Origin of the sequence: Meridianimarinicoccus aquatilis, assembly GCF_004358675.1 — a bacterium.
GTDB classification, from domain to species: Bacteria; Pseudomonadota; Alphaproteobacteria; order Rhodobacterales; family Rhodobacteraceae; genus Meridianimarinicoccus; species Meridianimarinicoccus aquatilis.
Genome location: NZ_SMZO01000005.1, coordinates 93,465 through 118,791, shown reverse-complemented (window position 1 = coordinate 118,791; position 25,327 = coordinate 93,465). Strand labels below are relative to the sequence as shown.

The window sequence follows — 25,327 nt, the reverse complement described above, 5'->3', positions numbered from 1 at the left end:
CGTCAGTAGAGTTGGTCTTTTTCATGCGTCCCAGAGAGCAGCCATGAGGCGTCTATCACCCCTTGCCAAACCCGATCCAACGCAGCGCTCAGCGTTATGTTATCTTCGTGCTCCCATAGAAATATGGCACCGCCTATGGCGCTGGTCGCGGTCTGCGCGAGCGCGGCGGCAGTTTGGCGGTTGTTCACGCGGCTGAGAAAAACTTCTGTCAGGTCTTCGCGTTGGTCGGAAAGCGCCCCATCAAGGATGCCGCGTGCCTTTTCGTTACATTTCAGGATACGCCCCACCATCCGCAGAATGGCCTCATCTTTCGCCAGTGTTTCGACCTGTCGATCCAGAAGCCACTTGATGTCGTCCGCCAGCGGCGCGGTTCCTGTGCGCAGGGCGTCCTTATCGCTGTCGCTGAAATCCGGCGGGTGTCCGATCGCGGCGGCTTCCTTGTTTGGGTAGTAGTTAAAGAATGTCCGCGTGCTCACGCCTGACGCTGCGGCGATCTCGTCCGTTGTGACGCTTTCAAGCCCATTTTGCATGGCCAGCTCCAAGGTTGCCCTTTGGATATGAAGCGCCGTTTCTTGCCGCCTTCGCTCTCGTAACGGAAGTGTCATTCTAAAAACCTTGCACAGTCTGCAATCGTTGCATAGCAAGCAAAAAGCAACTCTGCAAGTCAAGGATTGGAAAGACAATGAAACATCTTGGAAAGATCGCCCTGTCGGTCGCGGTGATCGGGGCCGTGGTCGCGGCGCTGATGGTGTTCGGGGCGCGTTTAGGTCTTTGGGAGCCGATAACGGGCCTTGGGCTATACCGTTCCTATTTCAATTCGCTGGCGATGACGGTCGCAGGCCTGGGACTATTGGCGCTGGTGATCCACTTGGTTCGCAAGGAAACGTCGTCAGCCGTCTTGGGCGGCATTGCGGCGCTTGTGGGTGTGGGTTTGATGGTGCCGATGATCTCTTCGACGATCAATCCGCCGGTGCGGGCTGCGCCGATCAACGACATCACGACCGATACGGACAACCCGCCGGCCTTTGTGGTTCTGGATGACACGCGCGCAGGCGCGCGCACCTCGCTTGTTTATGCCGGGGCAGAGTTGGCTGCGGCCCAGGCGGCTGCCTATCCTGACATCGCGCCGCTTGAAACCGACCTTGATGCAGGCGCCGCCCATGCACGCGCGCTGGAGGTGGCCAAGGCCATGGGCTGGGATATCGTCGCAGAAGATAAGGAAAACTACCGTTTCGAAGCGACCGCGCGCACCTCAGTGTTCTACTGCGCTGACGATGTCGTCGTCGTCGTGACGCCGCTTGAAGGCGGAAGTCGCGTGGATATGCGCAGCGTGTCCCGTGTGGGGCGCAGCGACCAGGGCGTTAACGCTGCGCGTATCCGCGACTTTCAGCAACGGTTCTGACAATAGCGCGAGCCGCGTTGCAGGCGTCGCAAGGCCCCTGACGAGCCGCGCGGAAATCAACAAGCAAATTCGGAAATCGACAGATGGCTGAGATGACAGAAATAGCAAACGTCGGGACGCATCACAGCGATGCACCGACCTGGCGCGAAAGGATCCTGAAATACAAATGGACCCTCGTCGCCCTGTTGCTGTGCCAGATCGGTCAGGTGACGGCCTCGCTTCTCTTGCCGAGCTTCAGCGCTGATGTCATCGACACCGGGATTGCTGCCACAGATGCCTCGGTCATCCGCTATTATGGCGGGCTCATGGGGATCGCTGCCGGGGTACAACTCGTGCTGAGTGCCGTGGCGGTCTTTCTCGGCGCATCGGTCGCTTACCGGATCGGACAAAGCCTTCGCGCCGATGTGTTCGGCAAGGTGCAAAGCCTCGCCCTGTCGCAGGTGCAGGGCTTTACCGTCGGCTCGCTCATCACCCGCTGCACCAATGATGTGTTACAGGTTCAGTCGATGCTGATCATGGCATTCACGATGATCGTGGTCGCCCCCATCATGGGTGTGGGAAGTGCGATCATGGCGGTGCGGCAGGATGCGCAACTCTCAACGCTTCTGGTGGTTGCGGTGCCGGTCCTGGCGGGCATCATCGGGTTTCTGACCTTCAAGGCCATCCCGCTCTACCAGCGCATGCAGCGGCAACTCGACGGTGTGAACAGCATCCTGCGCGAGCAGATCGAAGGCATCCGCGTCATCCGTGCCTTTCTGCAACAATCGCGCGAAAGCACACGTTTCGGATCGGCGAACACCGACCTGACCGACACGGCGATCCGGGCTGGCCGGTTGATGGCGATGATCATGCCGTCGCTGACGGCGGTGATGCAGCTGACATCCGTCGCCCTGATCTGGGCCGGTGCCAGCCGCGTGCGAGAGGGCGATCTGGAGATCGGTTCGCTCATTGCCTTTTTGTCCTATGTCGCGCTGATCCTGATTGCTGTGATGATGTTGGGCCTGATGATTGTCATGCTGCCCCGTGCGCTTGTCAGCGCCCGCCGCATCACGACGCTGCTGCAAAGCCCGGTCGAAATCGGCCCGTCCCCGCATCCCAAGCTCCTGCCACCCCGTGGCGACGGGCTGCACCTGCGGCTTGAGGATGTCAGCTTTGGATATGCCGGCGCAGAAGCCACGGTCATCGAAGATATCAGCTTCGATCTTGCCCCCGGCGAAGTGCTGGGCATCATCGGCGCGACGGGCTCGGGCAAATCCACCATTCTCAACCTGATCGCGCGGCTCAATGATCCCAGTAGCGGGCGGATCACGCTGGGGGGCTTCGATCTGCGTCAGATCGCGCCCCAGGATTTTTCCTCCCACGTCGGCTACGTCCCACAGAAGGCCTATCTGTTCTCGGGCACCGTTGCGGATACCCTGCGGCTTGGAAACCCGCACGCGGACGAGGCCACGCTTTGGAAAGCGCTGGAGATCGCGCAGGCCGCCGATTTCGTCCGCGCCATGCCCGGCGGGCTCAGGGCACCAGTGGCGCAGGGCGGCGCCAATTTCTCGGGCGGGCAGCGCCAAAGGCTCGCCATTGCGCGGGCGCTTGTCTGCGATGCCGATCTCTACCTCTTCGATGACAGCTTCTCCGCCCTCGATCAGACGACGGATCGCAAGCTGCGCGCGGCGCTGAGGGGGGCCATCAGCCATGCCGCCACCGTGATTGTCAGCCAGCGCGTAGCCTCAATTCGGCATGCAGACCAGATTCTCGTCATCGAGAAAGGCCGCATGGTCGGCCTTGGGCCGCATGACACCCTGATGCAGACCTGCCCCGTCTACGCCGAAACCGTCCGCTCGCAGGCCATGCCCGAGGAGGACGCAGCATGACCGCGACGACAGAGCTGAAACTTGAAACTGCCTCAAGAACACAAGACAGCGCCCCCGGACCCCGAACGCCCGGCGGTTCGATCGCCGGGGAGAAACCAAAAGCCGCCCGCGATGCCGTGCGGCGGGTCTGGATGGCCTTTGGCAGCAACCGCAAGATCCTGATCGTCACGCTGTTGCTTAGCGTCGGCAGTGTGATCGGCAGCACCCTCGGCCCCTGGCAGCTTGGCCTTGCAACCGACCTTCTGGTCAGCGACGGCTATACGTGGTCGGCGCTCATGCGCCAGCTTCTGGTGGTGGCGGCGATCTATCTCGTCGCCTCCGGCCTCAACTTCGTTCAGGCGTGGCTGATCAACGATCTGGTGCAGAACATGGGACGTGATCTGCGCGAGGCTGCGCAGGCCAAGCTGTCGCGGGTGCCGCTGAGATGGTTCGATGCGCAGCCGCGTGGCGAGGTTCTTTCGCGGTTCACCAACGATATCGACAATATGATCCAGAACCTGCAGCAGGTCGTCAGCCAGGCGATGCTGATGCTGATGACGATTGTCGGCGTGCTGGCCATGATGCTTTGGTTGTCTGTCCCTCTGGCGGCCGCAGCGCTTGTGGCGATCGGGGTCTCGCTTGGGGCGACGCGCTTGCTCAGCCGCGCGGCGCAGCCAAAATATGCCGAGCAATGGCGTGAAACCGGCCACCTGAATGCGCTGGTGGAAGAAACCTTCACTGGCCAGACGCTGATCCGGGTGTTCGGCGCGCGCGACCGTGTGGACCGGCAGTTCGCCGAGAAAAACAAAGCCCTGACCGCCGCGAGCATGCGGGCGCAGATCTTCGCCAGCCTGATCCAGCCGACCACCATGTTCGTGAACAACGCAGCCTATATCGCGGTGGTCGTTTTCGGGGCGTTTCAGGTCCTGTCGGGTGCGCTAAGCCTCGGCGGCGTTCAGGCCTTCATTCAGTACATCCGCCAGATCGGCCAGCCGATCTCGCAGCTTGGCAGCATGGCCGCCCAGGTACAGTCGGCCCTCGCGTCAGCCGAACGGGTCTTCGAGCTGCTGGACGCGCCCGAATTGTCCACCGACGCGGAGGTGACGACACATCTCGCCCTGCCGGTCACAGGTCATGTGAGCTTCGAACATGTCGGGTTTCGCTACATCCCCGATCAACCGCTGTTCGAGGATGTCAGCCTCGAGGCGAAGCCGGGCCAGATGCTGGCCATCGTCGGCCCCACCGGCGCGGGCAAGACGACACTGGTCAACCTGCTGATCCGCTTCTACGAGATCAACAGCGGGACGATCTGGCTGGACGGCGAAGACATCGCCGCTCTGCCGCGCAGCGATCTGCGTCGCGCCATGGCGATGGTGTTGCAGGATACCTGGCTTTTTACCGGAACGGTGCATGACAACATCGCCTATGGCCGCCCGGATGCAACCCGCGAACAGGTCATCGCCGCCGCGAAACGCTGCCATGTGGACGACTTCGTGCGCACCTTGCCGGACGGCTACGATACGGTTCTGGACAATGGCGGCGGGGGGCTCTCGCAGGGTCAGCGCCAACTCATGACCATTGCACGGGCCTTCCTGCTCGACGCCCCGATCCTCATCCTCGACGAGGCGACAAGTTCGGTCGACACACGCACCGAACTGCAAATCCAGACCGCCATGGCCGACCTGCGCCAAGGCCGCACCAGCTTCGTCATCGCGCACCGTCTGTCGACCATCCGCGATGCTGACATGATCATTTACATGGAAAGCGGAAACGTGCGCGAAACCGGCACGCATGACCAACTCATGGCGTTGCGCGGCGGATACTGGCAGCTCCAGAGCGGGGCGCAGGGTCAGGCTTCGCCATACATCCCTGAGCCCCTCAACACCCTGAAAAGGACTCACCAATGACAAACAGCACCACAATCTACACTGCCCTCATTGCCATTGCACTGGGCCTGACCATCCCCCAAGTTTCGCTTGCCGAGGCTCCGACCATCCAGACCCAAGGCCCGGTGATTCACCTCGCCGACAACCTCGGCGAGGAAGCCATGCTCGGATGGTGCATCGACACCGAGGGTCGGGGCTTGAGCGACCAGCTTCACGCCCATTCCTGCAAGCCGACCGGAGACGACGTGCTCTTCACGTTCACGGCTGACAGCGGCCTGATCCAATCGGCGACGTACGCGGACGTGTGCATGGCCTATAACGCGCCGAACAGTTCCGAAAACCCCTTCGGCCTCGTCGCCTGCGACGCAACGGATGACGCTCAGCTGTTCGCCTACGATGATACCAGCATGGAACTCTCTCTGGCTTCAGATCCGTCGCAATGCGTGACCGTCGCGCCGACCATCGACGACGCCGGCCCCTTCCAGTCACGCGATCTCATACTCGCGGCCTGTGCAGATCTGGACCCGGCCTTCAAGCAATGGGTCATTCAAGAGTAACCTTCTTTCGGTTTCCGGGGGCCGTGCGTTCAGTCACGGCGACCCAGCAACCAGTGGTGGCGTGACGGAAGTATCGTGCGACCGCGTATCAAATGAGACCTTTCAAAAGACGGACACATTCAATGACCAGATTGACCGACAGCCCCGACCGCTATGGCCTTATAAGCCGCGCGTTTCACTGGAGCATGGCCGCATTATTTGCCGCACAATTTGTTTCAGCCGCTGCACATTGGGCCCTGCCGCGCGAAAACGCCCTGCGCGAAACGCTTTGGACGTATCACGTGGATCTGGGCGTGACGCTGCTCCTGCTGGTGCTGTTGCGCGGTGTGTGGGGGCTTTGGAACCTGAGCAAGCGCGCGACGGAGTCCGGTCCGATGGGGTATGCGGCTAAGGCCGGACATGCGGGATTATATGCGCTCATGGTGATCGTCCCTGCGATCAAGATCATTGGGGCCGCTGGCGGCACGCGGGGCTTTAGTTATCTTGGCATCCAGGTCTTTCCGGCGCGCGACGTCGCAATTGCCTGGACGAAGACGATCTCGGAATGGCACGGCACATTGGGGTGGATCCTTGCCGCGTTGGTGATTGGACACATCGCAGCCGCGGTGATCTGGCATCACTTCATCAAGCGTGATGATGTCCTTGCCCGGATGGCGTGACGGGGAAAGCGAAATCACGGCGTCAGCCGAAGTGGTGTTGGAGTTCTCTAAGATCGCTTGTCGGTCCGACGTCGTGTCACCTGTCGCGCAAGCCAGTATGATTTGATCCAGTTCAGGGCTTTCAACCAAGCATGCAGCGCATGTCAAAAGCCCTCGCTGCGCTGGCCGCCTCTTTCGTTGGTTTTGTCGTTGTGGCGCGGGTTATTTTCCCTTTGCCCGACATCTCGCCACGCGAAGTCAGTGCCGCTATTCCCGCTGATCCGGAAACGCATCTTGGTGCTTCCTTTGTGGATGCAGCCGATCGGCAGCCCGGCTTGTCTGGCGTCATTCCCCTCAAAGCGGACAGGATGCGCTTGCAAGCCGGTTAGAGCTTGCGGCTGTCGCTGAACAGTCGTTCGACGCCCAGAATTACATTTGGCATGACGAGACGTCTGGTATCATCTTGCTGAACGCGTTTTGGATACGCGTCGGTGGCATGTGGCGTAACAATCGGATCGAAAGTGATCACGCGGCCATGAAACGGCTGCTCGGGTATTGACTGAGCCCTCGGTCATTGTGATCAGCCAAAGCGACCCTGAGCGGGATTGAGACAATCCGAACAATCAAACGTCGCCACGTTCATCAAAAGCCCCCCGGCGTTCCGGGCGATATCCAGTTTATCAGCGAGCTTTTGCAATCCGTGTAATCCTACCTTTGCAAGGCCCCACAAGTTAAGGCTAACAACTTGGCATACCCAACGCGGAAATTGCTGCCGTTCGCTGCATCGAACACCAAGGCCCGTTTTGATGGAGCGAACATGCCCGCTCTACACCTGCCGTTCGCTTGAGGCTTTGTCGATCCGAAGGACGACGGATCCCGGATCTGGGTCTCGCTCACTCCGAACCAACCGCGGGCGGTTGGAGCGGAATACCATTGGCTGCGCCGAAGTAACCGAACTCTGAAATCTGGCGCGATTCTCCGTTTTGTTCAATCCAGTGAACCGCGGCGCGGTGATTGCGCACCTCGTGCATCACCGCGTCGTATGTCAGTATCAGAGGCGTTGAGCGATCCCCGGCACCCGTCATCTGCCACTGGCTGACGACTAGGGCAAAGTCACCGAGATGGTCATGGTATGTGGATTGAACGCGCGCATCGGTCATTGTCAGGTCCAAAGGGGAAGTTTCTTTTGTCACTGCAAGGTGGCGCCCGAGATAGCGCGCCAACGCCGCGGCCAGTTCCTGCGGCAACGGCTGGCCTGACGGCAACCCCTCCAAAGCAGAAAGTTCGGGTGCCGCGATGATCAGGTCGTCCACCGGGAACTGGACGGTCAGCTGCAACGCCGATCCTTGCTGGCGCAGCAGAAGGACACTCCCGGGCAGGGCATGTGCCAGAACAGCCCCGGTACCGCAAATGAATACCGCGAGCGCGAGCAGGTTGGAGCGCAAGATCACTCTGTCTGTCCGCCGTAATCGTCCGTCAGATCGCGCCAGACCGAATGCGGGTGGTTCCCCACCTTCTCGGTGGACTTGTTCGACTGCAAAGAAAACTCGATCCAGAGCGACGGCCCATGCACCCGCACATAATCGTCCTCCGCGCTCAGCTGCGGCGTGCCGGAATAGCCAAGATAGGTTTCGGGAAGCTCGGATGTGTATCTTTCCATGTAGGCTGCTGCCTCGGCTTCGGAAATATCGCCGACATAGGTCTCTATCGCGGCCAGAAGCAGGGCGGTCTGATCGTCGTCCAACTCGGAGGCGGGCAAGCCTTCGAAGCTTTCAGGAATCGCGTCATCGGCCTGTGGCCCGGCGAGGATGTCGCGGTAGGTTCCTTCCAGTTCGGCAACTGCGCGTTGATCTTCCGACAGTGCGCTGAGCAACGTGGCAAAGGCGTCGCGTTCCTGCGTGAGAGGTTGGTTCACCCGACCGTTCATTTCGAAATAGGGGAAAGGCTCGACGCCCCGGAAGGACGGGGTGGCCCCTGCAAGCTCCCCGTCGACATAGGTATTGGCAAAGGCCATGTGGTGCCCGCCATAGTAAAGCTCCCAGACACCGGTCGGCCCGGGCGTGCCCAGGAAGGCAAACTTGGTGTTGTAGGAGGAATACCCGGCCTTGTAGTCGGTGCTGACGGTGTTGATGTAGTCATCTGCGTTCAGGGTCTGGACCATCTCGTCCCAACCTTCGTCGATTTCACCGCTTGTGGCTTCCATCATGATCGCTTTGACCAGCCCGCGCTGTTTGGTGTTCAACTCGCCCAGCAGAACGCCCGGCCGCTTCGGAAAAGCCCCGGCAGGTAGGTTGCTCCAGTATTCCGCCTCGGTGCGGGAATAGTCCAGTTGCAGGTGTCCGAGGACATCCTCCGACACGTCAGCCTTCAGCAGGTCAATCAAGCACAGCATCCGCCCGTAGCCCGGGGTCTCTCCGCACTCGGCGGCGTCGTCGGGGATCGGTGAGCTTTCCATCAGGGTACTGGTGTCGCCCATACGCGCCTGAAGCGCTTCGCTCAGTGCCTGATCCTCCTCCGACATCGGCGGCGGACCGCCGTCACCGGGCGGCGGGCCATCGTGACCTTGTGCAAAGACCGGTGAGATCAGAAGAGCGGCCAGCGCAGCGACGCCGGCAAGTTCAAGGTGATGAGGCATTGGCGATCCATTTGTTGAGTCACTGTGTTCAGCCCTCAGCATCTGGGGAACCAACAAGAAAAGCAAGGTGATGCCAGGCCATCCACAACACACACCACGAGCTACTAGATCCTACTCAGGCCGACATGGAACGGTTCACGATCATCACCGCACGGGCCTTCGAAACCGCCGATAGCGCGCTGTACCCTTACCGGTCGGGCCACGGTTTAGATCGGAATAGTTCCGGCGCAACTCTTTCAGCTCTCGCCCCTCAGGGCAGACGAATTGGTCATTCTCGGCGTCCCACTCGAAGACCGGAATGTGCGGAGCGATCTTGCGATCGACCAGCCAGCCCAGCATCGCCGATCCTCCCACCCATTGGCCGAATTGAGTCAGGATGATGCTCGTCAATTCAACAAGGGTTTTTCAAAAAATATGCCCAAAGCCGACCTTGGCGCGTCCTCACCCATGCCGCTGTGCGGTTCGTCATTGCCGACATTCGCGGCGACTGCAAAGCCGTAGCATCAGCGAACTCACGCTTCACGGGACATTGCTGCCTCTCGATTTCAGTCGTTCAACGGCCGCTTCGCTCGCATTGTGCATTTGGCAGAGTTCATGCGCGATCGTCACACATGTACGGCAAACACAAAGGTCCATTTCGGCGAAGCCGGTTGTTACGAAACTGATGATCAATTTTCGTAAAAGCTTCACGGGCCGCGTTTATCCGATGCTCCAGCCAGGCCAATTTTCCGGTTCCAGCAGGAGTATGAGATGACCCAAATCAACTATGATGAACTGTCTTTTGATGATGAAGACGAGATGAAGTTCCCCCGCGCCGAAGTTCAAGACTTTGACCGAGTGGTTGAACAAGCGGTTTCGCGGCGCGGCTTTCTGGGTGGTTTGCTTGCCTTTGGATCTGGTGCTGCGGTCATGGGAACGGGCCTTTTGAACGGATCCTCAGCCATTGCACAACAAGCCTCTCGCTTTGCCTTTGAACAGCTTGCGCCACAGACTGACGGAACAGTCCATGTGCCGTCAGGATATACGTGGGATGTGCTCGTGCGTTGGGGTGATCCGTTGTTCAGCGACGCGCCCGCGTTTGACCCGAAAACCGGAATTCCCACAAAGGGCTCCGACCGCGTATTTGGCGAAAACACGGACGGAATGGAGTTGTTCCACAAGCGCGGCACCGAGCTGCTTGTCGTGAATTCGGAATACGTCAACGCGAAGATCAACTTGCCAGCTGAACAAGACGGTCAACCTGCGTCGGCCGACGACGTCACACGCCTTCAGAATTTCCAAGGCGTCACCGTGATGGAAGTTGCCGAAGGCGAAAATGGTTGGGACGTGGTTTTCGACAGTCCCTACAACCGCCGCATCCACCACCGGACACCGATGGCTATCGATGGGCCTGCCGCAGGCCATGACCTTCTGAAAACCGCAGCTGACCCAACTGGGACGCAATCGCTTGGTACCTTCAACAACTGCGGTTCGGGGCGGACCCCGTGGGGCACTTATTTGACCTGCGAAGAGAACTTCAATAGCTACTTCGGAACGACCGAAGAGCTGTCGTTGTCAGATGTCCATGCGGCAGGGTTCAAACGTTACGGCGTCTCAACCAAAGTTGATCCGGGCCGGTATAACTACCATGGCTTTGACGCCCGCTTTGACATTTCTCAAAACCCCAACGAGCCGCACCGCGCAGGGTATATCGTTGAGATTGACCCGTGGAATCCGGATGCGACGCCAGTGAAGCACACGGCCCTTGGTCGGTTCAAGCATGAGAACGCAGCCTATGCGCTCGCGCCAAATGGGCAGGTTGTCGTCTATATGGGCGATGATGAACGTGGCGAATACATGTATAAATGGGTAAGCCGCGACGTCTATGTCCATGGCGGTGATACCTCTACGCTTCTCAGCGAAGGTCAGCTTTTTGTTGCCAAGTTCAACGACGATGGCACTGGCACATGGTTGGCCTTGACACCGGAAGATACGGGAATGACCGAAGCCGAGATTGCGGTCTTTACCCGCATGGCCGGAACGGCGGTCAGTGCGACGACCATGGACCGGCCAGAGTGGATTGCTGTCAATCCAACGGCGGTTGAGGCCTATTGCTGCCTGACCAACAACTCCCGCCGCGGCGCCCTTGATGACGATGGCAACATCCGCACCAACGCCGCAGGAGAGCCCATGGTGCCAAACGCGCCAAACCCGCGTGACGTGAACCGCTATGGTCAGATCGTCCGCTGGCGGCCGCATAATGATGACCATGCTGCGTCGACATTCGACTGGGATCTGTATGTGATGGCCGGCAACCCGGAGGTTTACACCGATGGGCTCTATGCTGGAACGGCCAACATCAACGCGGGCAACATGTTCAACTCTCCCGACGGGATGCAGTTCGACAGCACAGGTTTGATCTGGATCCAAACCGATGGCGACGACGACAACGAAGGCGACTTCCTCGGGATGGGGAACAACCAGATGTTGGCGGGCGATCCGGTGACTGGCGAAATCCGTCGGTTTCTCACCGGGCCAAACGGTTCCGAAGTGACAGGCCTCACATGGTCTGCGGACCGCCGCACGATGTTTGTCGGTATCCAGCACCCGTCGGCACCGTTTCCCGATGGAGAGGGCGCGTTGCCACGGTCCACTATTGTAACGGTGAAACGTGCCGACAACGCGTTGGTCGGATAAACAAGAACGTGCCCCGGGCGGCTTACGCCTGGGGCATGGCACAGCATATGTGTCACGACCATGCACCGCGCAAAGGGATTTAAGTTTTCCGCTGTCGTTAGCCCATTCTTCTCTGACTCAGTCTTCCCGCCGCCAGACGCCTTGAAGGCCGCTGTGGACGCTGCCGACCGAGAAGGTTTCGTCACCCAATATCAGTTGCTTTTGTACGTCGCAGCGACGCGGGCAAAGCGGGCGTTGCGGATTTCTTGGTCTGGCGCACCATCGTCACTTTTGAATATCTCCACGGATTGATGCTTAAAAATCTGAGGGCTCACATAGAGAAGCAATTTTTCAGCTATCGCTCGTTTCTGAGCGCGCGGAGCCGTGGGTCGGGTTCAAGTCTTATGTTCAGCCAGTACCTTGTATGGCGTCGATCACCGGTTCGGCTGAGCGCACCTTTCTCGACTAAATCCTGCAGATCGCGGGTCGCGGTTGCGCGTGAAGTTCCGGTAATCTTGAGGTAGTTGTCGGCGCTAAGGCCGCCTTTGAAACCGCCATGGCCTTCCTGAAACATTCGAGCGATGGCCTTGGTCTGGCGTTCGTTCAAGTGGGCTCTGTAACGATCGTAGAAGTGTGCCTTGCTGATGAAAAAGCCGACGCGGTCGAGTGTTGCCTGTTGGGCCTTCAAGACAATTTCCCCGAACCACACAAGCCAATCTGTCACGTCGAGCGTTTTTTGATGCTGCTCGAGCTGGTCGTAGTATGCTTTGCGCTCCTTCTCGATGGTGAAGGCGAGCGAGATGAGGGTCGGCTGGCCAATGTTCTGCGCCAGCGACTTTTCAGCGAGGGCGCGACCCAAGCGGCCGTTGCCGTCTTCAAATGGGTGGATGCTCTCGAAATAGAGGTGGGCTAGCCCTGCGCGCGTCAGCGCTGGAAGCGGCTCTGCTCCCCCCGGCCCGGTTTTGTTGAACCAATCTGCGTATCGGTCCATCTCAGGTGTGACTCGCTCTGAGGGAGGCGCTTCGAAATGGATCGTGGGCCGGTCGAGGCGACCGGAAACGATTTGCATAGCCTCGGCGTGTTGTCGGTAGGCCCCGATGGTGTCCAACCCACGGTCATGGGACAGGAGCATCCGATGCCAGCGGTACAGTGTCTGATGGGTCAGCGGCTCTGCAAAACTGGAATAGACGTCGACCATCATTTCCGCGACGCCCTGTTCGCGCGGTTTGGCAGGGTAGCTGTCTGGATCAAGGCCCAGATGGCGGCGCAGCGAAGATTGCACACTGAGCCGGTCGAGGATTTCACCCTCGATGGCGCTCGTCTGCATCGCTTCCTCGCTAAGCAGTTCGATGCGGAGTTGCTCGCGCTCCGGCTGGCTGACATGATGGACCGCGCCGAGGATTTCTCCGGACGACAGCAAAAACGTCTGCTCGAACGGCTCCAGAGCGGAGGCGTCGTACCGAAAATCCGGCCAACCGGGCAGCGTCCAGTTCCATGGCATGAGGTATAGGCATCCTTTCTATAACTCATACATAGATCAATTTTGAGGCATAGAAGTCAACTCTATCGCTCAAAGGCCTGCGGGACGGGATCACCCGCAAACCGACGCGAGGCCTTGAGCTAGGCCTGTTCCATGTGCGTCAGATCCTGCTGACGCGGTCTGGGGATCTTCGGATCGAAAGGGCTTTGCTCGGCCTTGTCGCAGGGATCGTTCCAAGGCCGATATTGACGCGGTTTGTTCCCATCAGGGTGCTTTGACTGCCGCACAAATTCAACGCTTATCGCCCGGTAATTATCCCCAAGCAGAAGCATCGGGTGACGAATTGGGCGGCGTACACCGAAAGCTTGCGGCGGTGCGGGGATCTAACGGTTTGCATCAGTGAAGACGCACTTGCCCAACGGCCTGCGCCGCGCCGAACAACGCGTGGCAGACAGCCGCGCTACGCTGATTTGGCGATTGAACTTTGTCTGACCTTGGGCCTGCTTTTCAAGCAACCACTTCGCCAAACTCAAGGCTTGAGGCGCTCCATTAATCCGGTGCCGCCCCCCCTTGTGGCGAATGCGCGCAAGGGGGGAGCTTGGACCTATAGCAGCCAGTTTGCTTCCGCTTTTGGGATACTTTCTGAGAAGGACATCTCGTGGATGATGTTGCCGGTTGCGACCTCTGTGCCACCTGCAAGTGGTACCGTCACCCTGATGTCGCCGCCAAGACGGATATAGCCTGGCCGTGCGGTTTCGTCATCCGGTTGCTGGTCGGAATTGAGCGCGTCGCTCAAGAGGTGATTGCCCGAAATCTCGATACGGATCATGTCACCGTTGTAGGGTGCTTCGATCAGGAAGCCGTCAGGCCAGCCGTTGCCGGACTGCGGGCCGACATGGATTTCACCAACGAAACTGTCCTCGAATTCACCCGTGCTGAGCAGGATTTCATTGTCTTTTGCCAACATGAACTTGCAGACGACCTTATTGCCGTAATCTGCGTTGTGTTGAATATACGAGAAGTTCAGCGTGAAACCGCCACATTCCGCACGGCCCCAGTGCCACGCCTTGAGAACACTTTCGATACCGGCATTGCCCCAATTGTGGTCGTGATAGCCGTGACCGTCCTTGATAGCGATGGTTTCGCCCGCGACTTGAATGGTGCCATTCACAACTGCGCGCGGCGCGGGCACGACATGCGCGTTAAACACCGTCAGCGCCTCATCGTAATACATCGCACCCGATCCCGCACGCCACGATTCAACTGTCGCGACAAGCCCAAGGTCGACGACCACATCATCATGCTCGGCGTGAAGCTCCCAATTCGGGTAGCGGCCTTTACACCAGTTGGTGCCAAGCTTTACGTCGCAATGCTCCTTGGATGCGATGAAGTCCATACCGGGGAACGGCACCTGAAAATCGCGGTTGGTGCCATCGGGGAGTTCGACGTTCAACATCAACATCGGCGGAAGATCAGGGTTGTCCAACATGATCAACGGGCGGTCCATCAGGATCACCGCGGCCTTGAGGCCTGACTGGGTGAACAGATCAAAATACCACCACTCGTAATGGCGCGGGTTTCCGTCATTGTGATAGCCGTCGTCGCGGTCTGTCACGATTTCCTGGGCGGCCTGATCGTAAAGGCCCGGTGCCTCGTAGTTGCCAATGACAAGTTTGGCCGTCTGGGCATTGGCCGCAGAGCGCAAGCCAGGCACAAGCAGGAACCCCGCTCCGAACGCGGTTGACGTCAGAAGGGATCTTCGAGAGATTGTCATGGTCTTTCCTTTTGGAAATTTGGGTCAGTCGTGTTCTGATCGGCTTTCAGGCCGGTTCAGCAGCTTTGCGTATTTCTTGAGAAACAGGTCCGCGCCCTTCATCTTGCTGGTCAGGAAGTCCCCGGCGGTGAAGAAGCCGAGGAAGGAATTCCCCTGTTTCGGGCCAAGCGGCACAAGGATCGGTGCCTTGCTGCCCCATGGCTTGTAAGGCTTCATGTCTTCGATCGCTTTGCCCTGTGCCAATCCGGACAGGGTCGCCTTGAGCCAAGGCAGTTGGCGGCTGATGGCGACGATGGTCATCCCGTCGCCTGCATCTGCGACATCGCCGGCCGCGAAAACATTGGGCAACGAAGTCGGGCGCATCCACGGGTCGACCTTGATCCGATGTGCCGTTGATTTCTGGACACCGGCCAGCGTTTGAAGCACCTCGGAATGCGCGCGCGATCCGATAACCGGAAAGATCAGGTCGAAACCGTGCTGTGACCCATCGGTGAGTTGCAGGGTTCCCGCATAGGGCTCGGTCAAGCTTTTCAGGTTCTCCGCCCTCTGGCCAAGAATGAGCGTAACGCCAGCCTTGCGCAGTTTCGCGGCCAAAGAGGTGCCCAGCTTCGACGGCATCGCCCCGAACAACGCCTCGTCGCTTGAGATCAACGTCACCTTCTTGTCCGGCATGGCATGGGCGATTTCGCCCGCAAGCTCGGTGCCAACGGCACCAGCCCCGACAATGCCGATGCTTCGCGCCGCTTTGAGTTGCTGGTGAATGCGCTGGTTGTCCGCCTTGAGGCCCGCGATATCGGCGCCTTGGGGCTTGAAGGGCATGGCGTTTCCGGATCCGGTGGCAACAACGATTTGATCCGCCTCTACCCGAGTGCCGTCTTCTAACGTGACGCCGTTGGCGTCGATGCCTGTCGCCTTGGACGCGATGACCCTGCCGTTCGTGAGCAGCCGATCATAGGGAATGAGAGCGCGATCCAGCAGCGACGGGTCGACAACCGCGCGGATCATGGCCGGCGCGTGAACGAAGTGACTGCGCGGCTCGATCAACGTGACGTCCGCGATGTCGTCGAGAGATTTCGCAAGTTCGGCGCCAACGTAGCCGCCGCCGACAATGGCGATTTTCTGTGACATGATATCAAACCTTCTTGGGGGCCTTGCGGCGTTATTCTATGATTTGTGTGCGGCGTGATCGGCGGGATAGGTGATCTGTCCGAATGTCCCGGCGCGATACGCGCGGAACGCCTCGGTCAGCGCGCCGTCGCTGTTCATGACAAACGGGCCGCGCATGGCGATGGGGTCAGTGATCGCCTCACCGCCAAACAGCAGCAGATCGAGCGGTTCAGCCGCCGGGTTGGTTATCTCCAACGTCCCACCCCGGGCGTCCAAACCGATGAGGGTATGCGCGTCGATCTTGGCATCACCGACCATGGCCCCCTGCGTCGGCAGATATCCCGCGACAGGCAGACCGGCGTGCAAGGCGATATCGACCGTCGCAAGCGGCTCGATCCTGACGTGCCAGATGAATTCGCCCGCGTAGGTGGGGATGGGCGAGGAGTGCCCATCATACCCGCCAAGCAGAACTTTGACCTCCCCACGCCCACCCGCGAGCATTACAACGGGCAGGTCCGGGGATGAGACGGGCATGTATTGCGCAGGCTCGATCTTGTTCCGCGCGGGCAGGTTGATCCAGAATTGAAAAGAATGCAGCGGCCCGCCATCACGGCGCATGGGCGTCGCGAGCATTTCGTCATGGATAATACCGTTGCCCGCGTTCATCCATTGCACGCCTCCGGCCGTGACGGTGCTGTTGTTTCCCAGACTGTCGAAATGGGTCATGGTCCCTTCCATGACATAGGTGAAGGTTACGATACCCGCATGGGGATGGGCGAAGCTGCCATCGGGCTCGGGCAACTCATCGGCAGCAATTTCGCGCCTTGGCAGATGATCGAAAAGCAGGAATGGACCGACCGCCTTCACAGCCCGGTTCGGAAGGGCACGTGCGATAGTAAATGTACCGACCCGATCGGGTTGCGCTTGTTCTTGGAAAGAAACGTGTTTCATTGAATCGCTCCGCTTGTCGATCGGGTGATAGGCGAAACAGAACTTGGTTGATATTTATACTTTTTTAGCATCAACATAAATTATCATTATGTTGTGGTGCCTGATGAAACTCGATCAGCTGAACGTCTTGCGCGCCGTCGTTGAAACCGGCTCGGTCAAAGCGGCTGCCGAACGCCTCAATCGGACGCAGCCAGCGATCAGCCAGACGTTGAAGGCGCTGGAATTCCAGACGGGAACCGAATTGTTTGACCGGTCGGGGTATCGGCTTGAACTCACACCCGTCGGCAAACGGGTCTACCTTCAATCCCTGCGCGTTTTGACGGAGGCAGAGGATCTGGGTCAGTTGATCCAGCATTTCGAGAAAGGGCAGGAAGAAACGATCACGATCGCAGTCGATACAAGCACCAACCTCAACACGCTGGCCCCCATCTTATGCAAACTGCAAACGGACTTTCCCGAAACCCGTTTGGTCTTGCGCCCCGAGGTTCTGTCCGGCGCCATCGAGGCCGTAAAAACGGAAACCGCGGCAATCGCGATTTCGCCAATGTCTTCGATCATGCTCGAGGAAGAGGGTTTCGACTACATCCCCCTCGGGACATCGACGTTGCGCAATGTTACGTCACCATCCCTTTGGGCTGAGATGGACAATCCCAAGCGGCTCTCTGACATGCGGCGCTTCCATCAGGTCATTGCAAGCGACAGCGGGCAAGCCGGAGGGCTGTTCGACCGCGAAATCGGTGTCCAGAAAGGCCAGCGCCGCTGGTACGTCAGCGACCTCCACACAAAGAAGCACCTTCTGATCGCGGGCCTTGGTTGGGGCCGTCTGCCAGAACACATGATCGCGGAAGAGTTGAAGCAAGGGCGGCTGTGCGAGATAGATTTGCCACACACGCATCTTGCCTTCGACGTCACCATCTATGCGTTTCGCCAGTCCAAACCAATCGTCCGCGCCGTAGCGGAATTGCTTTGGAGTGAATTTGAAGCCCATGCTGCGTAAGGCATGTGTATCGCGGGTATTGTCAGGGTGTCGGCGCTCGGGCAAACCTTGGCGGGAGCAGCGTCACTCAGACGGCCGTTGCCGCAGCTTAGCCGGCCCACAGTGGGTACGCATCGGATCTGGCAGGGCAGCAGCCTTGTTGCGGCGCGACTGGACCAGAATGTCGAGCACACCACCATTAGCGTCGACCGCGCGCGAACGGGTGCTTTTCCACGGAATCGGCGGTAAGCGGCCTGCGAAGATGGCGGCAGGGCCGCTCTTGATCGTGGCGCGACCTCCGATTTCAAAGCGATGCGGCGGCGCGGCTGGCTTGGTCATAGTGACCGGACAGAGCCCGCAGCATACGGGCCAGTTCGCGTAGTTCAGCGCCGCTCATTTCCGTCGGGGGTAGTCCATCCAGCAGACATTGTCGCCGCACATCACGATAGGCTTTGCACAGCGCGACCCCGTCTGCCGACGTGCGGTAAAACACTTCCTTGCCCCTCTTTTCTGAGTCCAGCAGCCCCGCCTTTAGCAATTTGCGCAGGGCGTAGTTCACCGTATGGGTGTCTTCGATATTGAGCAGAAAGCTGATGTCAGAGAGCCGTTTATCTCTGTCCCGATGATTGACGTTATGCAGGATCAAGATCTCGAGCGGGCTGAGGTCGGGGTGGCCTGCTGCCGCCATGCAGCGCGTCACCCAACGCGAAAAAGCGTTGAACCCCACGATCAGGCCGAACTCAAGCTCTGACAACTCCCATCCGTCGCCTTCTGCCAGATGGCGGGATGAAACGATTCGGCGATCAGCGGTGGTTTTGTCGGTCATCGATAGCCCTCTTTATGCACAAGTCGCTATTATTTTCCGCATATGATGTCGATATTTCCCCACTATTTCAACAGCTGCAAACCCTGCCAGTCGCCAACGATTATAAAACGTTGACGATTTATAAACATAGTGCAAGCCTGTTCTCATCCAACATCAGGAAGGAGAGCACGATGCTCATTTCACGAATTCTTGGCGGAGCTACCGCCATTCTTGCGGGTCTGGCCATTAGTGCGCAGGCTGAAACCTGGGATATGCCAACGCCTTATCCAGACGCGACCTTCCACACGGTCAACATCACCGAATTTGCCGCAGATGTGGCTGCTGCCACAGATGGCGCGCTCGAAATCAACGTCCATTCAGCGGCGTCGCTTTTCAAGCACCCCGAGATCAGCAGAGCCGTACGCAGTGGTCAGGTGCCGATTGGCGAGTTTTTCCTCTCGCTTCTGGCCAATGAAAACCCGGCCTTTGGCGCGGATTCGCTGCCCTTCCTTGCAACCAACTACGATGACGCGGAAAGGCTCTGGGCCGCTCAGAAGGAGGTCATTGCCGGGTTGCTGGAAGACCAAGGCATGATGGTGCTTTACGCCGTTCCGTGGCCGCCTCAGGGGCTTTATACCACGAGCGAGATCACCTCGGTCGACGATCTCGTCGGCCTTAAGTTCCGCACCTATAACGCCACACTCGAAGAGTTCGCAAACCTTGCAGGTGCCGCTCCGACGCAGGTTGAAGTGCCGGATATTCCGCAAGCGTTCAGCACCGGTCGTGTTGAGGCAATGATCACGTCGCCCTCGACAGGCGTGAACTCCAAAGCGTGGGACTTCCTGACCCATTACACCGACATTCAGGCCTGGATCCCCAAGAACGTTGTGGTGGTTAACGCCCGTTCTTTCCGCCGTCTGGATGACGCCACACAGACCGCTGTTCTTGAAGCTGCCGCTGCGGCAGAAGCCCGCGGTTGGGAAATGAGCCGTGCCGAAACCGAAGCGCAAACTGCTGTTCTGGCTGAAAACGGCATCATCGTTGTCGCGCCATCCGAGGACCTGATGACAGGGCTGCGCGAGATTGGTGCGCAGATGCTGGAGAGCTGGACCGCCGAAGCAGGCGAAGCCGGTGCCGCGCTGCTGAGTGCTTACGGCAAGTAACCCATACGGTCGGGCGCATCACCGCGCCCTACCTAACCCCAACCTGAAAGGAAGCGACCATGCGGCGCGCCTTGGACAATCTTTACCGAATATCTGGCGGGCTGGCTGCCGCTTTCATTGTGGCCATCGTTGCTGTCGTCTTTGTGCAGGTCTGCCTCAACCTTGCCGACAAGATCGCCGCTGCCATGTTCGGAACCGGTTTGGGGCTGACAATCCCGTCTTATGCTGATTTCACCGGCTTCTTTTTGGCCGCCTCTACCTTTCTGGCGCTGGCCTATGCGCTGCGGGCAGGGGGGCACATCCGCGTGACGCTGTTGTTGACCCGCCTGCCAGAGCAAGCCCGGCGCGGCGTTGAAATCGTCGTCGTCGCTATTGCTCTGGCGATGAGCGCCTATGCAAGCTGGTATATCATCCTGCTTGTCTATGAGTCCTTAGAATACGGTGACCGGTCATCCGGCATGGTCTCAGTTCCGCTTTGGTTGCCGCAACTGCCTGTCGCGTTTGGCCTGATTATTCTCACCATTGCTTTGCTTGACGAACTTGTCGGCCTCTTGCGCGGTCGTCCTGCGTCTTGGGACGGCAAGGGCGAAAACCTGCTGAGCGAATAGGAGCCTGAACCATGTCTGTCGCTGTCCTTTCGGTCATTCTGATTGTCCTTCTTTTTGCCTTTCTTGGTACTGGGCTTTGGGTAGCCCTTTCGCTGCTGGGGGTGGGTATTGCCGCCATGGCGCTGTTCACTGATGCGCCGCTGGGTCTTGTCATGGCGACGACCATGTGGGGCCATTCCAATTCATGGGCTTTGGCCGCGCTGCCGCTGTTCATCTGGATGGGAGAAATCCTGTTCCGGTCTCGCCTTTCAGACGACATGTTCACCGGCCTGTCGCCGTGGATGAACCGCCTGCCGGGGCAGCTTCTGCACGTCAACGTCTTTGCTTGCGGAATCTTTGCCGCGGTGTCCGGATCATCAGCGGCAACGGCCGCGACCATCGGCAAACTCTCGATCCCTGAACTGTCGCGGCGCGGCTATCCAGAAAAGATGGTGATCGGAACGCTGGCAGGGTCGGCGACGCTTGGGCTGCTGATCCCGCCATCGATCATCCTGATCGTTTATGGTGTGGCGACGGAGCAATCCATCGCGCGGCTGTTCATCGCGGGCGTTCTGCCTGGTGTGCTTTTGGTGACCCTCTTCGTGGGCTATGTCGCCATCTGGGCCATGATGAACCGCGACACGCTGCCGATAGAGGATGTCTCCGCCAATTTCCGCGAGAAGTTACGTCGCTCCCGTCGTTTGCTTCCGGTCATGTTGTTGATCGGCGGGGTGATCGGCTCGATCTATGCAGGCATTGCGTCGCCAACGGATGCCGCCGCCGTCGGTGTGGTCCTGGCGTTGATCCTGTCGTGGAGCTCCGGCACGCTGACCCGCGCGAGTTTTGTAGACGGCCTCATGGGCGCAACCGTTACGTCCTGCATGATCGGCTTCATCCTTGCGGGTGCATCTTTCCTCACCGTTGCTATGGGTTTTACCGGCATCCCTCGCATTCTAGCCGAATGGATTGGGACCATGGACCTGTCGATCTTTACCTTGTTGGCCGCGCTGACAGTGTTTTTCGTGATCCTTGGCTGCTTCCTTGACGGTATTTCGGTTGTGGTGCTGACCGCCTCGGTCGTCATGCCGATGGTGCAACAGGCTGGCATTGATCCGCTGTGGTTTGGCATCTTTCTGGTGATCGTGGTCGAGATGAGCCAGATCACCCCGCCGGTTGGTTTCAACCTCTTCGTGCTTCAATCGCTGACGGGGCGCGATATTCTGACTGTCGCCCGTGCCGCGCTGCCGTTTTTCTTTTTGATGATCGTCGCGTTGGTTCTGATCGCGATCTTCCCATCTATCGTGACCTACCTGCCGGAGCAGATGTGACCAATCCATCCCTTGAATATCCGATCATCCGCACCGGTGGTGTGGACGGTCTTTTGGTCAATTTTGGTGACAGATTAAGCGAGCCCGCCAATCGTGCCGCATTGGCTTTTCGTGCTGCGATCGAGGCCGAAGGCTGGGACGGTGTCGAGGAGACTTCCTCGACACTGGTGTCCTGCTTTATCCGCTTTGATCCCTTGCACCTGCCCCATGACGTAATGAAAGCGAAGCTCGAAACCTTGGTCAAAGGCCGCAACTGGTTCGACGCGGCTCTGCCGACGGGGCGGCGGTATTGGCGCATTCCAACCGTTTATGGCACCGATCTGGCACCGCAACTTGCACAGGCCGCTGCGGCAGCGGGGATGAGTGAAGCGGAGGCTGTCACCTCTCTTTCAGACGCGCGCGTGCGTGTGCAGGCGCTCGGCTTTGCGCCCGGCCAACCCTATCTGGGCGAATTGCCGAAGGCCTGGGACATTCCCCGCCAAAGCCAACTGACCGAACGCGTCCCGCAAGGGGCGCTGGTCGTGGCGATCCGGCAATTTGTGCTGTTCGGTGTGTCTGCCCCGACCGGCTGGCAACACGTCGGTCAGACGGCCATCAAGCTGTTCCAACCGGAAGCCGACGAACCGATCCTTTTGCGCCCCGGTGACGAGGTGCAGTTCGTCGCCACGGATGCGGCATCATTGAACAATATGCGCAGCGACCCCAACGGCGGCGCAACCTACGAGATGATTAAATGAGTGCCCAACTAAAGATCTTGCGCGCCGGTCCCAGCATGACATTGCAGGACATGGGGCGCCCCAGACATCTGGCGCTTGGTCTGTCGCGAGGTGGGGCAATGGACAAGCTGGCGCTGGCCGAAGGCGCGGCACTGCTTGGCCAACTCGCCGATACGCTGACGCTTGAAATGGCAGCACTCGGTGGGGAATTTGAGGCGAGCGAAGACGTGCGCATCGCACTGACAGGCGCGCCCATGCGCGTTTCCATCGATGCTGAAGCGGTCGTATGGAACGCGTCGCACTGGCTGCCTGCTGGCGCACGTTTGTCCATCGGCGCAGCCACGGCGGGGTGTTATGGGTATCTGCATGTCGGCGGCGGATTTGCTGCAGATCCGTTTTTGGGGGCCGCATCTGCGCATCTCTCTGCCGGCATTGGCGCGTTGTTACAGGCTGGCGAAACACTTGCCATTGGCACCGACACGGGGCGTGAAATCAACAGGGTAATTGAACCCGAAGACCGTTTTCACGGTGGTGCGATTCGCCTTACCCCCAGTTTTCAAACCCACCTTTTCGGCAAGGCCGAATTGGACCGATTGCAAGCCGAACCGTTGCACCGTGCCGCTCGGGCAAACAGGATGGGTGTGGCGATGACCCCCCAAGGCGGGGGCTATTACATCGAAGGCGGGCGCAACGTGGTGTCAGAAATTGTGTTGCCGGGCGACATCCAGATCACCGGTGATGGCATGCCTTTTGTGCTTATGGTCGAATGTCAGACAACCGGTGGCTATCCACGGATCGGAACGGTTCTGCCCTGCGATTTGCCACGCGTGGCGCAGGCACCTGCGGGGGCGGAACTGCGGTTCCGCTTTGTCGATCTGGAAGAGGCGGTGGAACTGGAACGCGCCGAGGCCAAACGGCGCGCGGAGCTGGGCAAGTCTTGCCGTCCGTTGATCCGCGATCCGCGCTACATGCGCGACCTGCTATCGTACAATCTGATTGGTGGTGTCGTTGCCGGAAACGAAGAGCTTGAGGAAGTAACATGACCCAAACAGTCGACCTGAATGCCGATATGGGCGAAAGCTACGGTGCTTGGAAAATGGGCGATGACGCTGCCCTGCTGGATATCGTAACTTCCGCCAATGTCGCCTGCGGGTTTCATGCGGGCGATTGGGATGTGATGGCTGCAACAATGAAGGCGGCGGCGCAAAAAGGCGTCGGTATCGGCGCGCACCCGGGCTTTCCCGATCTACACGGGTTCGGGCGGCAACGCATGAACGTTGCGACTGGCTCACTTCAGAATTTGGTGCGGTATCAGATTGGTGCAGCACGGGCGATGGCAAGGGCCGCTGGCAGCTCGGTGCGCCATCTTAAACTACATGGCGCATTGGCAAATATGGCATCCGAGGATGAGGTGATGGCCAAGGTCTGCTATGAGGCCGCACTCGATATCGCCCCCGATCTTATCATCATGGTCTTGGCTGGCACCGCCCAGCAACGTGCTGCTTCTGCTTTGGGCTGCAACGTTGCTTGCGAGATTTTTGCGGATCGGGCCTATAATGATGATGCAACGCTGGTTGATCGCGCGCTACCCGGCGCCGTGATCCATGACCCGGACGTGGCTGGCCGCCGCATGGCCGAAATGGTCCGCGAAGGCGCTATTATCACCGAAAGCGGTAAACACATCGCAACGCGCATTGATACGATCTGCCTACACGGTGACACCCCGACGGCGGTCCGCATTGCATCTGAGGTTCGCCGTGCATTGCTGGATAATGGCGTCACCCTTGCGCAGTTTGACGGGCAACCTGTTTAGACGCGGGGGATCGCTCGCCGTCGAGCCCGGCTGTGCCAAAAGACACAGCGGTTTCGCGCAGGATGGCTATGAATTCTTTCACCAAACGTGAGACAGGCTGAAATTCTGGCAGGGCGACCACATAAGTATAATCCACCCGTGGTTCGAACGGGCGGATCACAACGTTATTGCGAAGCCATGAATGCGCGGCGAAAGGCTCGATCAACCCGACGGCAAGGTTTTCTGCAATGAGAGCATACCCGGTGTGAGAGCTCTGCGTGGCGATATTTGAATAAAACCGAACGCCGTAGCCTTCGAGCACACCTGTCGTCGCATCCCAGTCCACGTCTGCTTCGGGCAAAATGCGCAAAACGTTCTCGCCCTCAAGGTCCTGCGGGATGATGACGTCTTTAGCCGAGAGCGGATGAGACTCGTGCATGGCACAGACATGGGGCACGGACAGCACAGGTTCTTGCGTCAATCCAGGCAGTTCTGGGAAGGCATGAGTGATTCCCAAATTGGCTTGTTGCGTTCGAAGTTTTAGTGCGATCTTCCAATATGATGCGGATTCAAGCTCGATTGCAACATTGGTGTGCAGTTTGCGAAAACGCGAAATAGCCTTTGGCACAATACTTGTCGACAATGCGGGCGTCGCGCTGATCTTGAGTGGAGTCGCAGACTGATTGCGCAATTGTTGGGCAGAGTGCTCCAGTTGCTCAATCCCGATGAAAAAATTATCGACCGCCGCATAGAATTGCGTCGCCTCTGCAGTGGGGTGGAGCCGCCCCATGCGACGCTCGAACAGTTTGAATTTCAAATGATATTCCAAGTCTGCGACGAGTCGACTGACTGCGGGTTGGCTCACGGACATCAACTTCGCAGCCTGCGCTGTCGTACCTGTCTGCATCACATACCGGAAAGCTTCGACCTGCCTATGCTTCATTGACCGGCCTCACTTCCTATAACATTTACGCATACATCAATGTATCAAAATGACTTGATTGCATCAACTCTGTCGCGAAAAAACC

24 protein-coding genes and 3 pseudogenes are annotated in these 25,327 nt (G+C 58.9%); 17 read left to right on the top strand and 10 right to left on the bottom strand.

Annotated elements, in window-relative coordinates; translation table 11 throughout:
• Nucleotides 1-2: 2 nt before the first annotated feature.
• Nucleotides 3-605: a TetR/AcrR family transcriptional regulator gene (locus E2L05_RS03740; protein ID WP_133341547.1), complete on the bottom strand. Its 603-nt coding sequence runs from the start codon at nucleotides 603-605 to the stop codon at nucleotides 3-5.
• A 77-nt stretch (nucleotides 606-682) separates the two neighbouring features.
• Here E2L05_RS03740 and E2L05_RS03735 point away from each other — a divergent pair, with 77 nt between their 5' ends.
• The 7 genes and pseudogenes from E2L05_RS03735 to E2L05_RS21410 form a co-directional block, all read left to right on the top strand.
• Complete coding sequence (locus E2L05_RS03735; protein ID WP_133341546.1) at nucleotides 683-1,402, top strand: DUF1499 domain-containing protein; 720 nt, start codon at nucleotides 683-685, stop codon at nucleotides 1,400-1,402.
• A gap of 83 nt (nucleotides 1,403-1,485) precedes the next feature.
• On the top strand, nucleotides 1,486-3,270 hold the full coding sequence (locus E2L05_RS03730; protein ID WP_208016217.1) for an ABC transporter ATP-binding protein: 1,785 nt from the start codon (nucleotides 1,486-1,488) through the stop codon (nucleotides 3,268-3,270).
• Nucleotides 3,267-5,156: an ABC transporter ATP-binding protein gene (locus E2L05_RS03725; RefSeq protein WP_133341545.1), complete on the top strand. Its 1,890-nt coding sequence runs from the start codon at nucleotides 3,267-3,269 to the stop codon at nucleotides 5,154-5,156. Before E2L05_RS03730 ends, E2L05_RS03725 begins: the two co-directional genes overlap by 4 nt.
• Complete coding sequence (locus tag E2L05_RS03720) at nucleotides 5,153-5,692, top strand: ricin-type beta-trefoil lectin domain protein (RefSeq protein ID WP_133341544.1); 540 nt, start codon at nucleotides 5,153-5,155, stop codon at nucleotides 5,690-5,692. The genes E2L05_RS03725 and E2L05_RS03720 overlap by 4 nt, the downstream gene beginning before the upstream one ends.
• A 122-nt stretch (nucleotides 5,693-5,814) precedes the next feature.
• Nucleotides 5,815-6,351, top strand: a complete 537-nt coding sequence (locus E2L05_RS03715; protein ID WP_133341543.1) for a cytochrome b — start codon at nucleotides 5,815-5,817, stop codon at nucleotides 6,349-6,351.
• Nucleotides 6,352-6,491: 140 nt separating this feature from the next.
• Nucleotides 6,492-6,719: a hypothetical protein gene (locus tag E2L05_RS20960; RefSeq protein ID WP_208016216.1), complete on the top strand. Its 228-nt coding sequence runs from the start codon at nucleotides 6,492-6,494 to the stop codon at nucleotides 6,717-6,719.
• A gap of 110 nt (nucleotides 6,720-6,829) precedes the next feature.
• A pseudogene (locus tag E2L05_RS21410) lies at nucleotides 6,830-7,036 on the top strand (DDE-type integrase/transposase/recombinase); the annotation flags it as partial.
• A 187-nt stretch (nucleotides 7,037-7,223) separates the two neighbouring features.
• Here E2L05_RS21410 and E2L05_RS03700 read toward each other — a convergent pair.
• The 3 genes and pseudogenes from E2L05_RS03700 to E2L05_RS03690 form a co-directional block, all read right to left on the bottom strand.
• Nucleotides 7,224-7,775, bottom strand: coding sequence for a hypothetical protein (locus E2L05_RS03700; protein WP_133341542.1), 552 nt, complete (start codon nucleotides 7,773-7,775; stop codon nucleotides 7,224-7,226).
• Between the two features lie 2 nt (nucleotides 7,776-7,777).
• Nucleotides 7,778-8,965, bottom strand: coding sequence for a DUF3500 domain-containing protein (locus E2L05_RS03695; RefSeq protein ID WP_243721853.1), 1,188 nt, complete (start codon nucleotides 8,963-8,965; stop codon nucleotides 7,778-7,780).
• Nucleotides 8,966-9,124: 159 nt separating this feature from the next.
• Nucleotides 9,125-9,316: pseudogene (locus tag E2L05_RS03690) on the bottom strand (IS5/IS1182 family transposase); the annotation flags it as partial.
• A 399-nt stretch (nucleotides 9,317-9,715) separates the two neighbouring features.
• On the opposite strand from E2L05_RS03690, the gene E2L05_RS03685 reads away from it, so the two are divergent.
• Both E2L05_RS03685 and E2L05_RS21320 read left to right on the top strand, forming a co-directional pair.
• A complete protein-coding gene (locus E2L05_RS03685) occupies nucleotides 9,716-11,641 on the top strand; it encodes a PhoX family protein (protein ID WP_133341541.1) in 1,926 nt (641 codons plus the stop codon).
• A 45-nt stretch (nucleotides 11,642-11,686) separates the two neighbouring features.
• The gene (locus tag E2L05_RS21320; RefSeq protein WP_394346533.1) at nucleotides 11,687-11,932 is read left to right on the top strand and encodes a 3'-5' exonuclease; all 246 of its coding nucleotides are present in this window, start codon (nucleotides 11,687-11,689) and stop codon (nucleotides 11,930-11,932) included.
• Nucleotides 11,933-11,975: 43 nt separating this feature from the next.
• On the opposite strand, the gene E2L05_RS03675 is transcribed toward E2L05_RS21320, so the two are convergent.
• Nucleotides 11,976-13,121 carry a Fic family protein gene (locus E2L05_RS03675; RefSeq protein WP_133341539.1) on the bottom strand — a complete coding sequence of 382 codons (1,146 nt, stop codon included), beginning with the start codon at nucleotides 13,119-13,121 and terminating at the stop codon, nucleotides 11,976-11,978.
• 314 nt (nucleotides 13,122-13,435) lie between these two features.
• Between E2L05_RS03675 and E2L05_RS03670 the strand changes: the two are divergent.
• Nucleotides 13,436-13,642, top strand: a pseudogene (locus E2L05_RS03670) (transposase); the annotation flags it as partial.
• A 62-nt stretch (nucleotides 13,643-13,704) separates the two neighbouring features.
• On the opposite strand, the gene E2L05_RS03665 reads toward E2L05_RS03670, so the two are convergent.
• From E2L05_RS03665 to E2L05_RS03655, 3 genes are read right to left on the bottom strand one after another with little or no spacing between them, the layout of a single operon-like run.
• Entirely contained in the window at nucleotides 13,705-14,874 is a 1,170-nt protein-coding gene (locus tag E2L05_RS03665; protein ID WP_133341538.1) for a hypothetical protein, read from the bottom strand.
• A gap of 24 nt (nucleotides 14,875-14,898) precedes the next feature.
• Nucleotides 14,899-16,002, bottom strand: a complete 1,104-nt coding sequence (locus tag E2L05_RS03660) for an NAD(P)/FAD-dependent oxidoreductase (RefSeq protein WP_133341537.1) — start codon at nucleotides 16,000-16,002, stop codon at nucleotides 14,899-14,901.
• 36 nt (nucleotides 16,003-16,038) lie between these two features.
• Nucleotides 16,039-16,932: a pirin family protein gene (locus E2L05_RS03655; protein ID WP_133341536.1), complete on the bottom strand. Its 894-nt coding sequence runs from the start codon at nucleotides 16,930-16,932 to the stop codon at nucleotides 16,039-16,041.
• 103 nt (nucleotides 16,933-17,035) lie between these two features.
• Here E2L05_RS03655 and E2L05_RS03650 point away from each other — a divergent pair, with 103 nt between their 5' ends.
• The gene (locus E2L05_RS03650) at nucleotides 17,036-17,929 is read left to right on the top strand and encodes a LysR family transcriptional regulator (RefSeq protein ID WP_165971680.1); all 894 of its coding nucleotides are present in this window, start codon (nucleotides 17,036-17,038) and stop codon (nucleotides 17,927-17,929) included.
• Nucleotides 17,930-18,212: 283 nt separating this feature from the next.
• Here E2L05_RS03650 and E2L05_RS03640 read toward each other — a convergent pair whose 3' ends face one another.
• Nucleotides 18,213-18,734: a winged helix DNA-binding protein gene (locus tag E2L05_RS03640; RefSeq protein ID WP_133341534.1), complete on the bottom strand. Its 522-nt coding sequence runs from the start codon at nucleotides 18,732-18,734 to the stop codon at nucleotides 18,213-18,215.
• A gap of 170 nt (nucleotides 18,735-18,904) precedes the next feature.
• Here E2L05_RS03640 and E2L05_RS03635 point away from each other — a divergent pair, with 170 nt between their 5' ends.
• From E2L05_RS03635 to E2L05_RS03610, 6 genes are read left to right on the top strand one after another with little or no spacing between them, the layout of a single operon-like run.
• Nucleotides 18,905-19,876, top strand: a complete 972-nt coding sequence (locus tag E2L05_RS03635; protein WP_133341533.1) for a TRAP transporter substrate-binding protein — start codon at nucleotides 18,905-18,907, stop codon at nucleotides 19,874-19,876.
• A 59-nt stretch (nucleotides 19,877-19,935) separates the two neighbouring features.
• Entirely contained in the window at nucleotides 19,936-20,484 is a 549-nt protein-coding gene (locus E2L05_RS03630; protein ID WP_133341532.1) for a TRAP transporter small permease, read from the top strand.
• An 11-nt stretch (nucleotides 20,485-20,495) separates the two neighbouring features.
• Nucleotides 20,496-21,791, top strand: a complete 1,296-nt coding sequence (locus E2L05_RS03625) for a TRAP transporter large permease (protein ID WP_133341531.1) — start codon at nucleotides 20,496-20,498, stop codon at nucleotides 21,789-21,791.
• Nucleotides 21,788-22,528 (top strand): 5-oxoprolinase subunit B family protein, encoded by a 741-nt coding sequence (locus E2L05_RS03620; RefSeq protein ID WP_133341530.1) that lies wholly within the window; start codon nucleotides 21,788-21,790, stop codon nucleotides 22,526-22,528. The genes E2L05_RS03625 and E2L05_RS03620 overlap by 4 nt, the downstream gene beginning before the upstream one ends.
• Nucleotides 22,525-23,550 carry a 5-oxoprolinase subunit C family protein gene (locus tag E2L05_RS03615; RefSeq protein WP_133341529.1) on the top strand — a complete coding sequence of 342 codons (1,026 nt, stop codon included), beginning with the start codon at nucleotides 22,525-22,527 and terminating at the stop codon, nucleotides 23,548-23,550. The genes E2L05_RS03620 and E2L05_RS03615 overlap by 4 nt, the downstream gene beginning before the upstream one ends.
• On the top strand, nucleotides 23,547-24,320 hold the full coding sequence (locus tag E2L05_RS03610; protein WP_133341528.1) for a LamB/YcsF family protein: 774 nt from the start codon (nucleotides 23,547-23,549) through the stop codon (nucleotides 24,318-24,320). Before E2L05_RS03615 ends, E2L05_RS03610 begins: the two co-directional genes overlap by 4 nt.
• On the opposite strand, the gene E2L05_RS03605 is transcribed toward E2L05_RS03610, so the two are convergent.
• Nucleotides 24,286-25,242: a LysR substrate-binding domain-containing protein gene (locus E2L05_RS03605; RefSeq protein ID WP_133341527.1), complete on the bottom strand. Its 957-nt coding sequence runs from the start codon at nucleotides 25,240-25,242 to the stop codon at nucleotides 24,286-24,288. The genes E2L05_RS03610 and E2L05_RS03605 overlap by 35 nt on opposite strands.
• Nucleotides 25,243-25,327: the final 85 nt, after the last annotated feature.